The organism is Xanthobacter oligotrophicus (genome assembly GCF_008364685.1).
Taxonomy (GTDB): domain Bacteria; phylum Pseudomonadota; class Alphaproteobacteria; order Rhizobiales; family Xanthobacteraceae; genus Xanthobacter; species Xanthobacter oligotrophicus.
Genome location: NZ_VTTL01000004.1, coordinates 265,791 through 281,134, shown reverse-complemented (window position 1 = coordinate 281,134; position 15,344 = coordinate 265,791). Strand labels below are relative to the sequence as shown.

Sequence of the window (15,344 nt, the reverse complement as noted above, 5' to 3'; positions counted from 1 at the left end):
GGTCACGGACTGGCCGAATCGGCCGACCTGCGGCGGGAAGGCGCGAACATACGGCCGCCGACGCACAAGACGAGTGAGGGGAACAATCCATGGCTCGACCGCCATTTCGCCGAACCGGAAGCTCGGTGCGGGACACCGCCGAGGCGGCGTTCAAATCGGCTACCACCAAGCCTGTCGAGGCGCCCCCGAAGGCCCCGGTCGTTCCCGGTGGGCGGGAAATGGTCACGCTGCGCATCGACCGCGAGGTGCTGGAGCATTTCCAGGAGGGCGGCCCCGGCTGGCAGGACCGCATCAACGACGCACTCCGCAAGATCGTCGACGCCAAATCGTGAGCCGCGGGCGTTGACCGTTCCGCTGCTGTGGCTGCCTCACGGCAGCTTCACCCCACCAGGTTCAGCGGCGACGGCTGCATCAGCGTCTGCGTTTCGCGCGCGACTTCGTGCGTGATGAAATCCGCCGTGATCCTCACCCGCGACAGGTTCTTCTGCTCTTCCTGCACGATGATCCACCACGAGCGCACCAGCTGAACCGCATCGGGCAGGACGATTTTGAGGTCTGCACAGGTGCCGGCCAGGAAATACGGCAAGATGCAGAGCCCGAGCCCCGCCCGCGCGGCCTGCATCTGGGCGATGAGATTTGAGCTCTGGAAGGCGGCGTGCACGCCGGCCGCCACCTCATCCATGTAGTCCAGCTCGCGGGTGAAGATGAGGTCGTCGATGTAGTTTATGAAGCGATGCCGCTTCAGGTCTTCGATCTTCTCGATGCTCGGATGGCGCGCCAGATAGGCCGCGCTGCCATAGACGCCGAGGCCGTAGACCGCCATCTTTCGCGTCACCAGACGACCGCGCTCCGGCATGGTCAGCGCGATGGCGATATCCGCCTCGCGCTTGGTCACATTGAACGAGCGCGGCGTCGCCACCAGTTGCACCGTGAGCCCCGGCTGCTGGTCCAGCAGCCGGATCAGGCGCGGGGCGAGGAAGAAGGCGCCGAAGGCGTCCGGCGCGCCGACCCGCACCGTGCCGGAGATGGATACGTCGCGGCCGCTGATCTCGTCCTGCGCCGTCTGCGCCTGCATTTCCATGGTCTCGGCGGCTTCCAGCAGCCGGAGGCCCGCATCCGTCAGCTTGAGGCCGCCCGGCGAGCGGATCACCAGCTGGGTGCGGATGTCCTTCTCCAGGCCGGCGAGATGGCGGCTGACGGTGGAATGCTTCACCCCCAGCGTCTTGGCCGCCGCAGAAAGGGTGCCGCCTCGCGCCACCGCGATGAGCGCCTGAAGATACTCCCAATTCACGGCGCCGCCCCTCGTTGCTCATTTTTGCACAACCGAAGTGGAAACATAGGCAGCCGCCGCCCGCAACGGAACAGATAAAACCGCTCCAGCCGTGCATCTGCGGGCGTGCCGCCACCGTCACCGGCGAGCGGCGGGCCCTGCAAACAGGGACCTGCGCTGTGGCAAACATCGTCTTCATCGGCCTTGGAAACATGGGCCGCCCCATGGCCGCCAACCTCGTCAAGGCGGGCCACCGCGTGACCGGCCACGACCAGTCGGCCAGCGCCATGGACGCGGCGGCCCAGGACGGGCTCGCCGTCACCGCCGCGCCAGACGCGCATTTCGCGGCGGCCGACGTGGTCATCACCATGCTGCCCAATGGGGCGGCCGTGCTCGACGTGTGGACGCGCGCCGCCCCCCTGCTGCGACCCGGCGCCCTGATGATCGATTCCTCGACCGTCGATGTGGCAAGCTCCCGCGCCGCCCACGCCCTCGCGGCGCAGGTCGGCCTGTTCTCCCTCGACGCCCCGGTGTCCGGTGGCACCGAAGGGGCGAGCGCAGGCACGCTGACCTTCATGGTGGGGGGCAGCGAGGCAGCCTTCGCGGCGGGCAAGGACCTTCTGGCCGCCATGGGCCGTCGCGTCGTGCATTGCGGCGGCGCGGGGAATGGCGAGGCCGCGAAGATCTGCAACAACATGATCCTCGGCATCTCCATGATCGCAGTGAGCGAGGCCTTCAACCTCGGAGAGGCCCTCGGCCTCTCGCACCAGGCGCTGTACGACGTGGCCTCCACCTCGTCCGGGCAATGCTATGCACTGACCACCCATTGCCCGGTCCCCGGTCCGGTGCCCACCTCCGCCGCCAATCGCGGCTACACCCCGGGATTTGCCGCCGAGTTGATGGCCAAGGACCTGCGCCTGTCCCAGGAGGCGGCGCGCACCGCCAGCGCCGCGACCCCGCTGGGCGCGGCGGCACAGGAGATCTTCGCCCGCTTCGCCGACAATGGGGGGCGCGGCACCGACTATGCCGGGGTCATCGCCTTTCTGCGGCAGAACTGAAACGCCCACCAGGCCCGAGCGCATAAGCGCCGGGCCGGCCCGAACCGAGGCCAGTGCACGCGCGAGGAAACGCGTCAGTAAACGACAATAAGAACGGGAGGACACACAATGAGACATGGCATGATCATCGGCCTCGTCGCGCTGCTGGCGACGAGTGTGGCCGCATCCGCCCAGGCGCCAAAAGCCGTCAAGATCGGGGTTCTCAACGACCAGTCCGGCCCCTACGCCGACATGGGCGGGATCGGGTCCGTGGTGGCGGCGCAGCTTGCCGTCGAAGATTCCGGCCTCCGGAAGAAAGGCTGGACCATCGAGGTGCTGTCGGCGGACCACCAGAACAAGGCCGATATCGCCGCCAACGTCGCCCGCCAGTGGTACGACGTGGACGGCGTCGACATGATCACCGACGTCACCAATTCCGCCGCCGCCCTTGCCGTCAACCAGATCACCCGCGACAAGAACAAGGTCATGCTGGCCTCGGGGCCGGCAACGTCCGACCTCACCGGCAAGGCCTGCTCGCCCAATACGGTGCACTGGACCTCCGATACCTGGGCCTTCGCCCACGGAACCGGCCAGGCCATCGTGAAGACCGGGGGCGGCACCTGGTTCTTCCTCACCGCCGACTACGCCTTCGGCCAGGCCCTTGAGCGCGACACCGCAGCTGTGGTCGAGCAGAACGGCGGCAAGGTGATCGGCCGGGTACGCGTTCCGCTGGGCACGTCCGATTTCTCCTCCTTCCTGGTGCAGGCGCAGGGCTCGAAGGCGAAGATCGTGGGCCTTGCCAATTCGGGGGCCGACACCACCAATTCCATCAAGCAGGCGGCTGAATTCGGCATCGTCTCGGGCGGCCAGAACCTTGCCGGCCTGCTCATCTACATCACCGATGTGCACTCCATCGGCCTGCCCACGGCGCAGGGCCTGATCCTGACCTCGCCCTTCTATTGGGATCTCAACGACAACACGCGGGCCTTCTCCGCGCGCTTCGCGGACAAGATGCGGGGCACCAAGCCCTCCATGGTGCAGGCCGGCGTCTATTCGGCGACCCTCGCCTATCTCAAGGCCGTGGCCGAACTCGGCGCCAGCCAGGACGGCAAGGCAGTCGTGGACAAGATGAAGTCCGCGCCCATCAAGGATGTCCTGTTCGGCGACGGCAAGATCCGCGTGGACGGGCGCAAGATCCACAACATGTACCTGTTCGAGGTGAAGAAGCCGTCCGAGTCCAAGGCGCCGTGGGACTACTACAAGCTGCGCGCCACCATCCCCGCGGAAGAGGCCTTCCGTCCGCTCGCCGAGAGCGAGTGCCCGCTGGTGAAAAAGTAATCCCCGGCCTCTCCCCGTCATTCAACTGGCAGATCCAAGGAAAACCCATGTCGTTGCTCAAGCTGCGCAAGCTCGTCATCCAGCTGGAGGAGATCCACACCGAACAGGGCAAGCAGGTGTCCCCGCCCAGCCGCAAGGTGACGGTGGCCGCCGTCATCGCCAATCCCTATGCCGGCACCTATGTGGAGGACCTGACGCCGCTCTATGATCTCGGCGCCGAGGTCGGCGGCCTCCTGGCCACGCGCGGCGTCGCGGCGCTGGGTGTCGCGCCGGACGAGGTGGTGAGCTACGGCAAGGGGGCGGTGGTGGGCATAAACGGCGAGATCGAGCACTCCGCCGCTCTGCTCCACCCCCGCTTCGGCGCCCCGGTGCGGGCCGCGGTCGGTACCGGCAAGGACATCATCCCCGGCACCAAGAAGATCGGCGGGCCGGGATCGCCCCTGCTCATGCCGCTCACCAACAAGAACAACATCTGGAGCTTCGACGACATGGATTCGGCGGAGATCGCCATCGCCGATGCCCCGCGCCCGGACGAAATCCTCATCGCCCTGTGCCTCGGCATCGGTGGGCGGCCGCTGCACCGGATCGGGAAGTAGGCGACCAACGGCCCCGGCCCCTGACCGGCGCCGCGTTGGGATCTTGAGCCCGGTTCCGGCTGTGTCCGGAACCGTTCTCCACGCTGGCTTCTCCAAACGCCGGAGCACGCCGGCCGTTGGCATTACCCCTCCCGGAAGGCACGCTCCGCCGCGTCCCAGGCCGCCAGCGGCTGGAGATCCGGCACCCAGGCAAGCCCGGATTTGGCATCCGACGACACCGCGTCGGTGGTCACCACCACGTCGAGCAGCGCCGGCCGGTTGGCGAGGGCGCGGGCGATGGCCGGGGCAAGGTCGGCCTCGTGCTCCACCCGTTCCGCATGCATGCCGAAGGCGCGAGCCATCATGGCGTGGTCGGCGTATTGCAGCCGCGTGCCCACCACCTTGCCGTGGGTCTCCTGCTGGTCGTGCACCTCGATCTGCCACGCGCCATTGTTGGCCACCACGATCAGCACCGGCGCCTTGTGGCGGACCGCCGTGTCGATCTCGATGGCGTTGAAGCCGAAGGCGCCGTCGCCCGTGGCCACCACCACCGGCCGGTCCGGATATTCCAGGCTCGCGGCGATACCGTAGGGCACGCCCACGCCGATGCAGCCGAACGGCCCCGGATCCAGCATGGCATCGGCGCTGAGGCCGACCCGGCCGAAGGAGAGGAAATCCCCGCCGTCGGTGATCACCACTGCGTCGCGGCCGACCGCATCCTGCAACGCCGCCAGCAGCGTGTTGGGGTGCATCCGCCCGTCCGCGCCGGCGGGGGCGCTGGCCATGGATTGCCTCAATTTGACGGCGCGGCTGCGATGCCCCTCGCGCAGCTTGTCCGCCCAGGCGGGATCCACCTTCGGCGCGGTGTTGCCGGCCGCTTCCACCAGCGCGCGCAGGGTTGCGGCGACATCGGCCACGATGGCCACCGCGCCGCGCCGGTTGTCGCGCACTTCCGCCGCCGCATCGCTGATGCGCACGAAGGTGGCGCCGTTGAACACGGCGGGTGATCCGAAGCCCAGCTGGAAGTCGAGCTTGCGGCCCACCGTGAGCACCACGTCGGCATCGCCCATCACCGCGCCGCGCATGGCGCTGACCACGGCGGGGTGGTCGTCGGGCACAAGGCCCCGGCTTTCTCCGGTGTCGAGATAGACCGCGCCGAGACGGTCGAGCAGCGCCACCAGCTCCGGCCCCGCCCGCCGAGCGCCGCGTCCGGAGATCACCAGCACGCGCCGCGCGTTCCACAGGATATCGACGGCGGCAGCCACCTGGTCTGGATCAGGCAACGCCATGCAGCGGGGCTTTGCCGCCATCTGTTCCTCAAGCTGGAGCGCCTGCGGAAAGGGCGCGCGCAGCGTATCCACCGGAAAATCGATGAAGGCCGGCCCCGGAACCCCGCCCTCCCCCAGGGCGCAGGCGATGGCCTCGTCCAGTTCGGCAAGGGCGAGCGTGGGTTCGCGCACGGTGCGGGCATAGCGCGTGAGCGGCCGCACCAGCTGGCTCTGGTCCATGTCCTGGAGGCCGCCGCGGTTTTCCTGCGGGCGCGGCGAGGTGCCGGACAGGATGAGCACCGGCGCGCGCGACACGTTGGCATTGGCGATGCCGGTGATGGAATTGGTCACGCCCGGCCCGGCCGTGACCAGAGCGACCCCCAGCTCTCCGGTGAGCTCCGCGTGGGCCTGGGCCATGTGCACGGCGGCGCGCTCGTCGCGCACGTCCACGATGGCGATGCCCTCGGCGTCGAGCCGCATCCACAGCGGCATGATGTGGCCGCCGCACAGCGCGAACACGCGCTTGACGCCGCGGCGAACCAGAACCTTCGCCACCAAAGCGGCGACACTGTCGGACGAGATTTTCATGATGTTCCTCCCGAAGCGCGCTCGCGCCACGACGCGCCGGCTTCCTGTTCCTGAACACGGGCCCTGCTGTGTCTGCGCCTGCTTTTTGCGCCTCACGCCCTTTCGCGGACGAGGCGGGCCTTCAGCTCGCGGTACAGCACCTTGCCGGTGGCGTTGCGCGGGATGTCCTCATGGCGGACGAAATCGAAGGAGCGCGGCCGCTTGTAGCCGGCGACGCGGCTCTTCGCCCATTCGGTGAGGCTCGCCTCGGTGAGCGCGGCGCCATCCACCGGAACGACGACCGCGTGGACCCGCTCGCCCCACTTCGCGTCCGGCACGCCGATTACGGCCACGTCCCGCACCAGGGGATGGGCGCCGATCATCGCCTCCACCTCGGAGGGGTACACGTTCTCGCCGCCGGAGATGATCATGTTGGTCTTGCGGTCGACGAGCTGGATGTACCCGTCGTCATCGCGCCGGGCCATGTCGCCGACAGAGCAGCAGTCGCCGCGGAAGGCGTCCCGGGTCTTCTCGGGCAGCCGCCAGTAGCCGTCGAAGGTATAGGGCGTGCGCGAATAGAGTTCGCCCACCTCGCCGTCCGCCACCTCGTTGCCGTCCTCGTCGAGCAGGCGGATGGGAGCGGAACCGACGCATTCACGGCCCACCGAGCCGAGCTTGGAGAACTGCTCGTGGGGGTGCAGCATGGTCACCCACCCGGTCTCGGTGGCGCCGTAAAGCTCGAACAGGCCAGAGTTCGGGAACATCTCCATCACTGCCCGCTTGGTGTCCTGGCGGGCCGGGGCGGAGGAGATCATCAGCTTGGTCACGGACGCGAGGCTGTGGCGCGCCCGCTCCACCTCGGACAGGCCCAGCATCAGCGCATAATGCGTCGGCACCAGCGAAGTGAAGGAGGCGCCGCTCTCGGCCAATGTCCGCACGCAGTGCTCAGGATCGAAGGTCTGCCGGGAGTAGATGTTGATGGTCGCTCCCGCATAGGCGAACGCGCCGAAGAAATAGAGCGAGTTGGCGTGGCACATGGGCATCACCAGCAGCGCGCCGTCGTTGCGGTGGATGCCAAGCTCGATCTCGGTGACCAGGGACAGCAGCGCCCCGCCGCGATGGCTGCGGATCGCCCCCTTGGGATTGCCGGTGGTGCCCGAGGTGTACATGAGCGTCCACGGGTCTTCTTCGAGCACCAGCTGATCCGGCTCGCCATCGCTGGCGCGGGCGAGCAGATCCTCGTAGTCGCGATAGCCCGCCGGGGCGGCATGCCGGCCGAAATGGATGTAGCGGTCGGCGCGAAGGGTCATCTGCGGGCGGGCTTCCTCGACCACGCCGGCCAGTTCGTCCTGCACGATGATGGCCGCCGCCTCGCAGTTTTCCACGATGAAGGCCACCTCCCGGCCCACCAGGCGGAAATTGATGGGCACGGCCACCAGGCCGGCCTTTGCCGTGGCGGCGTAGATCTCGACCCATTCCAGGCAGTTGTAGGCCAGCACGGCGACCCGGTCGCCCTTGGCGAGGCCGAGCCCCAGCAGGGCGTTGGCGAGGCGGCAGGCCCGCGCGTTCCACACCGCGAAGGTCATCTCGCGGTCCAGATCCCGGGCGCCGATCCGCGTCGGGGCGAGGCGCGCATGGGACGCAAGCATCCGGCCGAAATTGAGCAAATCAGTCATGTCCTGCCCTCCGATTGCGGCATGCCTAGCCGCGCGGATCACTGGAGCGCTTTCGAGCGAAGTGGATTCCGGTTCGCGTGAAGAAAACGCGTGAACACATGGCTCTAGAGAAAGCCGGTGGAGATCCACGGCACGGCGGCGACGATGAGGGTGCCGATGAGGAGCGCGGCCATGTAGCCGAGCATGGGCCGCATGCCTTCGTCCGGGCTGATGCGGCTGATGGCGCAGGCGGCGTAGTAGCCGACCCCGAAGGGCGGGGCGAACAGCCCGATGCCCATGGCGAGGATCACCACCATCGCGTAGTGCACCTCGTGCAGGCCCACCTGCCGGGCGATGGGGAACAGCAGCGGCCCGAACAGGACGATGGCGGGAATGCCCTCCAGCACGCTGCCCAGCACCACGAAGGCGAGGAGCGACACCAGCAGGAAGGCGAAGGGGCCGCCGGGCAGCGCCATCATCATCTTGGCCAGCGAGGCCGAGAAGCCCGACTGGGTCAGGGCCCAGGCCATGGCGGTGGCGGCGCCGATGATGAGGAGGATGGCCCCGGACAGGGCCGCGGTGTCCACCAGCATCGGATAGAGCCGCTTCCAGTCGAAGCGGCGATAGATCAGAAGCCCGGCCAGGGCGGCATAGGCGACGCCGATGGTGGAAACTTCGGTGGCCGTCGCCACGCCCTCGATAACCGCCGCCCGGATGATGAAGGGCAAGGCCAGCGCCGGCAGCGCCACGACGAAGGCGGAGGCGATCTCCCGCAGGCTGGCGCGGCGCACCGCCGAAAGGTCCTCGCCGCGGCTGCGCCACCAGACCACGGCGCACAGCAGAGCGCCGAGCACCACCGCCGGCAGAAGGCCGCCGGCGAACAGGGCGGCGATGGAGACGCCGGTGACCGAGCCGACCGTGATCAGCACCAGGCTGGGCGGGATGGTCTCGGTCTGCGCGCCGGTCGCCGACAGCAGCGCCAGCAGCTCGCCGCGCTGCGCGCCGCGCTTCTCCATCTCCGGCAGCAGCACCGGGGCGATGGCGGCCATGTCCGCGGCCTTCGACCCGGAAATACCCGAGACCAGGTACATGGCCCCCACCAGCACATATTGCAGGCCGCCGCGCACATGGCCGAGCAGGCTGGCGAGGAAGGCCACCATGGCCCGCGCCATGCCGGTCATCTCGATGAGCAGGCCGAGGAAGACGAACAGCGGCACCGAGAGCAGCACGAAGTGGCTCATGCCCTCGTCCATCCGGCCGATCACCACCGTGTGCGGCAATCGCGTCGTGAGGCAGATGTAGCCGAAGGTTGCCGTGGCGAAGGCGAAGGCGATGGGAATCCCGGCCAGGACCATGGCCCCCACCAGTCCCACGAAGAAGATCACCAGGTTGAGGTTGCCGAGCCCGGTGAAATACGGGTGTAGGGCGCTGAAGGCCGCCGCCGTCGCGACCACCAGCACCACCGCCGCGAGGGTGGCGCGCCAGTCGGCCTGTCCGGCGAGCCGAAGCAGGGCAAGCACCAGCATGAGGCCGAAGCCCACGGGAAGCGCGGACACCCGCCAGGCGGCGGAGATGTCGAGCGCCGGGGTGGTGACGATGGCCTCGTCCACCGCGAACTCCACCGCCGCGCCCATGGCCAGCGCCAGGAACAGCAGCGGCACCGCGACCGCCAGCGCCTCGAAGAAGCCGCGCAGCGGGGACCGAAGGCCCCCCACGAAGGCGCTCATGCGCATGTGCTCGCCGCGCTCGAAGGCGACCACGGCCCCGAGCATGGCCAGCCAGAGGAACAGGCTGCCCGCCAGTTCATCGGTCCAAATCAGGGGCCTGTGGAACAGGTATCGGGCCACGACCCCGGCGAACAGCACCACCATCTCGGCCGCCACCAGCGCCGCAACCGCGATGCCCGTCACGCTGCGGATCAGCGCAGTGAGGCGCCGGATGAGGAAGGGCGATTGAACGGCGGGCGCGGCGGCACCCAGCCCCAGGTCGATCTGCATGATGGCCCCCTCTCAGCCGATGGGGCCGGCGAACTTCTGGAGCAGGTTCCAGGCCTCGTCGCCGAACTTGGCGCGCGCATCCTTGTAGAAGCTCGTCTTGGCAAGGGTCTGCTGGAAGAGTTCGGAGTTGGTGGTGTTGAAGATCAGTCCCTTCGCCTCAAGCTCCGCCTGGAGGCTCAGGTTGGCCTTGACGATATCAGCCCGCTGCTTGAGGGCGGCGGCATTGAAATGCTTTTCCATCACCTTCTGCAGGTCTTCTGGAATGTTCTTCCAGACCCGTCCGCTCGCCAGCAGCCAGAAGCCGTCCCACGCGTGGTTGGTGAGCGAGCAATACTTCTGAACCTCGAAGAACTTCGCGTTGTAGATGAGGGCGAGGGGATTTTCCTGGCCGTCGGCAATCTTGGTCTGGAGCGATGAATAGGCTTCCGCCAGCGGAATGCTGACCGGCGAGGCCCCGAAGGCCGAGAACATGTTCACCCACAGCGGCACCAGCGGCACGCGGATCTTGAAGCCGGCGAGGTCGCCCGGATCCTTGATGGGGCGGGTGCTCGACGTGATCTGGCGGAAGCCGTTGTCCCACGCCGCGGTGAAGGGAACGAGGTTGGTCTTGGCGATGCTGGCGCGGACATAGTCGCCCACCGCGCCGTCCATGGCGCTCCACACCTTGTCGTAGCTGGTGAAGGCGAAGCCAACGCCGGTCAGGGCCGTGGCCGGGATGATGGTGGACAGCACCGTGCCCGGCATGGTGGCCAGTTCCAGCGCGCCGGAGCGCAGCTGGGACATCATGTCGGGATCGCTGCCGAGCTGGTTGTTGGGAAACAGGCTGATGTCCAGGGCGCCGTCGGTCTCCGCGCCGATGGCGGCGATGGCCTCGCGCAGGCGCACGTTCACCGAATGGCTGTCCGGCAGGTCGTTGCCGAACTTCAGCTTGAGCGGCTCGGTCTTGGCGAGGACGTAGGGCGCGGCGAGCGTGGTGCCGCCGAGGACGCCGCAGGCGGCGGCGGACAGCTTGAGAAGCGCGCGTCGGTTCAGGGTCTTCATGGCGTTTCCTCCCGTTTGCGACTTTGTGCCGGGTTGTTTTCGGCCTTCTTTGAATTCAGCATACGAATTCCGAATTCAAATGCAAGCGACGATGCATTTCTGCGGCGCAACATGTATGCTGGGGATGGTGAGGGACGAGATGCGCGTTATTCAGAGCCAGCCGAGTCTGGTGGATCAGGTCGTCGAGGCGATCACGTCGGAGATCATCAGCGGAGAGCTGCCCTCCAATGCGCGCCTCATTCAGGATGAGTTGGCGCGCGCCTATGGCGTGTCCCGCCAGCCGGTGCAGCAGGCGCTGCTGCTGCTGCGCAGCCGCGGGCTGGTGCGCGAGGCCGAAGGCCGGGGCTTGGTCGTGGCCCCGCTGGACCTGGACTTCATCCGCAATCTCTACGAGATCCGCGCGGTGGTGGAAGGCCTGGCGGCGCGCCTGGCGGCGAGCAACGGCTGCAAGCGCGCCAAGGCGGAAGGCCCGCGCTACATCGCCGATGGCCTCGAGGCCGTCAAAAGCGGCTTGCTCGATCGCCAGATCGAGGCGGATATCGCCTTCCACGCCTTCCTGAGCGAGCTTTCGGGCAACCCCCTGATCAACGAGACCACCGCCCCCCACTGGCCATCCCTGCGGCGGGTGATGGGCGAAGTGCTGCGCGACGCCGACGAGATGCCCTACAACATCTGGGACGAGCACGCCGCCATTCTGGATGCCATCGTCACCGGCGACGGGGCGAAGGCCGAGCAGCTCAGCCGCGACCACATTCTGCGCGCGGCGGGGGTCTTCATCACCCGGCTGAAGGCCCAGCAGGACCTGCAGAACGGCGAGGCCGGCCGTCGCCGCATCAAGCGCACGGTGCGCGCGACCTCCGAGACCTGACTGCGGGTCTTGAGCGCCCGCTCAGACCGCGAGCCATTCCTCCATCAGCCGCGCGTTGGAGGTGAGCGCCTCGGGGGCCCCCTCGAACACGATGCGGCCGTGGCCCATGACGCACACCCGGTGCGATACCTTGAGGGCGATGGTGAGCTTCTGCTCCACCAGCAGCACGGACACCCCGCGCCGGTTGATGTCGGCGATGGCTTCGCCCACCACGGTCACGATCTTCGGCGCCAAGCCCTCGGTGGGCTCGTCGATGAGGATGACCAGCGGATTGCCCAGCAGCGAGCGGCACATGGTGAGCATCTGCTGCTCGCCGCCGGAGAGGCTGCCGGCACGGGTGTTGCGCCGCTCCTTGAGGCGCGGGAAATAGTCGAACATCTGCTCGATGGTCCAGCGCGCGGCGCCCTCCGCGCCCTTCTGCTCGCCCATCCGCAGGTTTTCGTCCACGGTCAGGTTGAGGAAGACCTCGCGCTCCTCCGGTACATAGGCGATGCCGGACCGGCAGATGGTGAAGGCGCGGGCGCCGGTGAGGTCCTTGCCGCGGAGCACGATGTGTCCGCGGGTGGGCGGCACCAGGCCCATGATGGCCTTCAGCGTGGTCGAGCGGCCCGAGCCGTTGCGGCCCAAGAGGCTCACCACTTCCCCCTGCCCCACCTGGAAGGTGACGCCGTGCAGGATGTGGCTCTTGCCGTAATGGGCGTGGAGGCCGTCGACGGTGAGAAGGGGTGTGTCGCGCATCAGCTGGCCTCCTCGCCGAGATAGGCTTCGCGCACCGCGAGGTTGCCCCGGATCTCGGCCGGCGTTCCGGTGGCGATGATCTGGCCGTAGACCAGCACGCTGATGCGGTCGGAGAGGGAGAACACCACGTCCATGTCGTGTTCCACGATGAGCAGCGTGCGCCCCCTTGTGATGTCGCGGATGAGGCCCACCGTGTATTCCGTCTCCTCGTGGGACATGCCCGCCATGGGCTCGTCCAGAAGGATCACCTTGGGATCGCTCGCCAGCGTCATGCCGATCTCCAGCGAGCGCTGCTCGGAATAGGACAGCTCGCTGGCCAGCACGTTTGCCCGCTTCTCCAGCCGCACCTGGGCCAGCAGTTCGTCCGCCAGATGGGTCACCGCCTTGAGGCGGGAGGCCCTTCGCCAGAACACGAAATCGAGGCCGAAGCGCCGCATCACCGCCAGCCTCAGGTTCTCGAACACCGAGAGGCCGGGAAAGATGTTGGTGATCTGGAAGGAGCGCGCCAGCCCCTGCCGGTTCACCAGATGGGGCGGCATGCCGCCGATGGGCAGACCATCCAGCAGGATATCTCCGGCCGTGGGCGTCAGCTGGCCGGAGATGAGGTGGAACAGGGTGGACTTGCCCGCCCCGTTCGGCCCGATCACCGCATGGCGCTCCCCTGGCACCACGTCGAGCTCGATGCCGCGGATGATCTCGATGGGTCCGAAGGACTTGCGGACCCCGTGGAGGGACAGGACGGGCGTGCTCATGAAACGCCTCCGCGCTCAGGATCCAGACGACGCGACGCGAAATTGAGGAGGCCGATGCCCACCGCCATCAGGCCCAGGGGCAGGCCCCAGGTGACGGGAGAGAACGGCAGCCACTCGCGCCCGAACAGGGTGACCGGCGGCCATGGGGTGCCGACGATCATCGACCGATAGTCGGTGGAGAAGAAGCGCTGCGCCAGCTCCACCATGCACACGAAGCCGACGATGGCGAGCACCAGTGCCACCGCGAACAGCAACCCCGCCGAAAGCCGCTCCCAGCCGAGGCCGAAGCGCCCCTCGCGGACCCGTTTGGCAAACTCGCCCACGAGGCCATCGGGCAGGAACATCATCACCAGCACGAACAGCACGCCCTGATAGAGCAGCCACGAGCGGGTGAGGTCCGACACCGCATAGCCGAAGAAGGACATGAGCGCGGCGCCGATCGCCGGGCCCAGGAACACCTTCACGCCGCCGATATAGCTGTTGAGCACCACCGAGGCGGAGAGCTGCATGTCGAGCACGACATAGTTGGCCGCCTCGATGTTGAGCGCCTGCAGCCCGCCCGCCACGCCCGAGAACATGGCCGACACCGCGAACACCAGCACGCCCAGCCGGTGGACGTTGTAGCCGAGGAAGCGCAGCCGGTGGGTGTTCTCGCGCAGGCCGAGGGTCAGGCGGCCCACCGGCGTCAGGGTGTAGAGATAGAGCAGCAGCAGGCACAGCAGCACCCAGCCGAGGGTGAGGTAGTAGACCTCCACATTGCTGCCGAAGGTGAAGCCCCAGGCCGGCATGCGCATGGCGGAGATGCCCGCCTCGCCGCCAAACACTTCTTTCAGGTGCGGAGCCAGGGCGTGCAGCAGTTCGGCCAGCGCCAGCGTGATCATGGAGAAATAGACGCCGGTGCGCTTGGTGGCGAACCAGCCGGCGGCGATACCGCTCACGAGGCCCATCACGCCGCCCACCAGCGGCAGCAGCGGCGTGGGCAGGAGGCCGGCGCCATTGAAGGCGTTCATGGCATGGATGGTGGCGAATGCGCCGATGCCGAAATAGGCCGAATGGCCGAAGGAGAGCATCCCCGCCTGCCCGCACAACAGGCTGAAGGCGGAGGCGAACAGGGCCGCGATCAGCATCTGGATCGACGCATTGACGAGGCCGGCGGAGAGGAAGGCCGGGGCGGCGACCAGCGCCACGACGGCAAGGGCGAGGAGGAGGACCTTGGTGCGCATGGGTTAGCTCTTGTCGCCGAACAGGCCCGAGGGACGCACCAGCAGCACCAGCAGCATGAGCGCGAACGGAATGGTTGCGGCAAGGCTCGACACCTGCAGCGTCAGCGGGCCGCCCACCGCGCGCGCCCAATCGCCGAGGCCGACGACCCCGAGCAAGTCGGCAAAGCTCGCGTCGATGCCTACCGCCAGCGAAGTGACCACCCCGATCAGTAGGGAGGCGACCATGGCCCCTTCCAGCGAGCCGAGGCCGCCGATCACCACCACCACAAACACCAGCACCCCCAGTTCCAGCGCCATGTTGGGATTGGTGGTGTAGAACGCCCCCGCCAGCGCGCCGGCGAGGCCCGCGAGCGCCGCACCCACCCCGAACACGCCCATGAAGACGAGCGGCACATTGTGGCCCAGCGCCTCGGCCATGCGCGGCCGGAAGATGGCCGAGCGCACCACGATGCCCACCCGCGTGGTGGTGAGCAGCGCGTAGATGACGCCGAACATGGCCAGCGCCACCGCGCCCATGATGAGGCGGTAGACGGGATAATCGGTGCCGCCGATGCGGAAGGCGGCAAAGCTCAAGGCCGCCGGCACCCGGTAGTCCACCGGGAAGTTGCCGAAGAACAGCTTGATCAGTTCCGCGATGATGAAGGACAGGCCGAAGGTGAGCAGCAGTTCGTGGGCATGGCCGAAGCGGTGGACCCGGCGCAGGAAATAGCGCTCCACCACCACCCCCACCGCGCCGACGACGAGGGGGGCGACGATGACCGCCAGCGCGAAGCCAAGCACGCCCGACAGCGCATAGGCCACATACGCGCCCAGCATGTAGAACGAGGCGTGCGCAAAATTGAGGACACCCATCATGCCGAAGATGAGGGTCAGCCCCGCCGAGACCATGAACAGCAGCAATCCGTAGATCGTGCCATTCAGGACGGCGACAAAGAGATGTTCCATCACATGTCCTCTCGCGTCAGGCAGAGGTGTTCGGCTGGACGGCGGATCGCGGTTTCATGACAGCCGCCAT

Annotated in this window: 14 protein-coding genes; 5 read left to right on the top strand and 9 right to left on the bottom strand. The window is 67.7% G+C overall.

Annotation, left to right across the window (positions count from 1 at the left end; all coding sequences use genetic code 11):
* The first annotated feature begins 89 nt into the window (after positions 1–89).
* Entirely contained in the window at positions 90–332 is a 243-nt protein-coding gene (locus FZ033_RS08285; RefSeq protein ID WP_149575677.1) for a BrnA antitoxin family protein, read from the top strand.
* 47 nt (positions 333–379) lie between these two features.
* Here FZ033_RS08285 and FZ033_RS08280 read toward each other — a convergent pair whose 3' ends face one another.
* Complete coding sequence (locus FZ033_RS08280) at positions 380–1,291, bottom strand: LysR family transcriptional regulator (protein WP_149575676.1); 912 nt, start codon at positions 1,289–1,291, stop codon at positions 380–382.
* Between the two features lie 158 nt (positions 1,292–1,449).
* Between FZ033_RS08280 and mmsB the strand changes: the two genes are divergently transcribed.
* The 3 genes from mmsB to FZ033_RS08265 all read left to right on the top strand — a co-directional run bounded on the left by mmsB (position 1,450) and on the right by FZ033_RS08265 (position 4,241).
* A complete protein-coding gene (mmsB, locus tag FZ033_RS08275; RefSeq protein WP_149575675.1) occupies positions 1,450–2,328 on the top strand; it encodes a 3-hydroxyisobutyrate dehydrogenase in 879 nt (292 codons plus the stop codon).
* Between the two features lie 108 nt (positions 2,329–2,436).
* Complete coding sequence (locus tag FZ033_RS08270; RefSeq protein ID WP_149575674.1) at positions 2,437–3,645, top strand: ABC transporter substrate-binding protein; 1,209 nt, start codon at positions 2,437–2,439, stop codon at positions 3,643–3,645.
* A 47-nt stretch (positions 3,646–3,692) separates the two neighbouring features.
* Positions 3,693–4,241 (top strand): amino acid synthesis family protein, encoded by a 549-nt coding sequence (locus FZ033_RS08265; protein ID WP_149575673.1) that lies wholly within the window; start codon positions 3,693–3,695, stop codon positions 4,239–4,241.
* A gap of 122 nt (positions 4,242–4,363) precedes the next feature.
* On the opposite strand, the gene FZ033_RS08260 is transcribed toward FZ033_RS08265, so the two are convergent.
* The 4 genes from FZ033_RS08260 to FZ033_RS08245 all read right to left on the bottom strand — a co-directional run bounded on the left by FZ033_RS08260 (position 4,364) and on the right by FZ033_RS08245 (position 10,748).
* The gene (locus FZ033_RS08260) at positions 4,364–6,076 is read right to left on the bottom strand and encodes a thiamine pyrophosphate-binding protein (protein ID WP_149575672.1); all 1,713 of its coding nucleotides are present in this window, start codon (positions 6,074–6,076) and stop codon (positions 4,364–4,366) included.
* Between the two features lie 92 nt (positions 6,077–6,168).
* Positions 6,169–7,731, bottom strand: coding sequence for an AMP-binding protein (locus FZ033_RS08255; protein WP_149575671.1), 1,563 nt, complete (start codon positions 7,729–7,731; stop codon positions 6,169–6,171).
* Positions 7,732–7,835: 104 nt separating this feature from the next.
* Positions 7,836–9,707: a TRAP transporter large permease gene (locus FZ033_RS08250; RefSeq protein WP_149575670.1), complete on the bottom strand. Its 1,872-nt coding sequence runs from the start codon at positions 9,705–9,707 to the stop codon at positions 7,836–7,838.
* A 12-nt stretch (positions 9,708–9,719) separates the two neighbouring features.
* Positions 9,720–10,748, bottom strand: coding sequence for a TRAP transporter substrate-binding protein (locus FZ033_RS08245; RefSeq protein WP_149575669.1), 1,029 nt, complete (start codon positions 10,746–10,748; stop codon positions 9,720–9,722).
* 139 nt (positions 10,749–10,887) lie between these two features.
* Here FZ033_RS08245 and FZ033_RS08240 point away from each other — a divergent pair, with 139 nt between their 5' ends.
* The gene (locus tag FZ033_RS08240; RefSeq protein WP_149575668.1) at positions 10,888–11,616 is read left to right on the top strand and encodes a GntR family transcriptional regulator; all 729 of its coding nucleotides are present in this window, start codon (positions 10,888–10,890) and stop codon (positions 11,614–11,616) included.
* Between the two features lie 21 nt (positions 11,617–11,637).
* Here FZ033_RS08240 and FZ033_RS08235 read toward each other — a convergent pair whose 3' ends face one another.
* Genes FZ033_RS08235 through FZ033_RS08220 form a run of 4 tightly spaced genes read right to left on the bottom strand, consistent with a single transcriptional unit; the run spans position 11,638 to position 15,274 of the window.
* On the bottom strand, positions 11,638–12,354 hold the full coding sequence (locus FZ033_RS08235) for an ABC transporter ATP-binding protein (RefSeq protein WP_149575667.1): 717 nt from the start codon (positions 12,352–12,354) through the stop codon (positions 11,638–11,640).
* Complete coding sequence (locus FZ033_RS08230) at positions 12,354–13,106, bottom strand: ABC transporter ATP-binding protein (RefSeq protein WP_149575666.1); 753 nt, start codon at positions 13,104–13,106, stop codon at positions 12,354–12,356. The genes FZ033_RS08235 and FZ033_RS08230 overlap by 1 nt, the downstream gene beginning before the upstream one ends.
* A complete protein-coding gene (locus tag FZ033_RS08225) occupies positions 13,103–14,329 on the bottom strand; it encodes a branched-chain amino acid ABC transporter permease (protein ID WP_149575665.1) in 1,227 nt (408 codons plus the stop codon). The genes FZ033_RS08230 and FZ033_RS08225 overlap by 4 nt, the downstream gene beginning before the upstream one ends.
* 3 nt (positions 14,330–14,332) lie before the next feature.
* Entirely contained in the window at positions 14,333–15,274 is a 942-nt protein-coding gene (locus FZ033_RS08220) for a branched-chain amino acid ABC transporter permease (RefSeq protein ID WP_149575664.1), read from the bottom strand.
* Between the last annotated feature and the right edge of the window lie 70 nt (positions 15,275–15,344).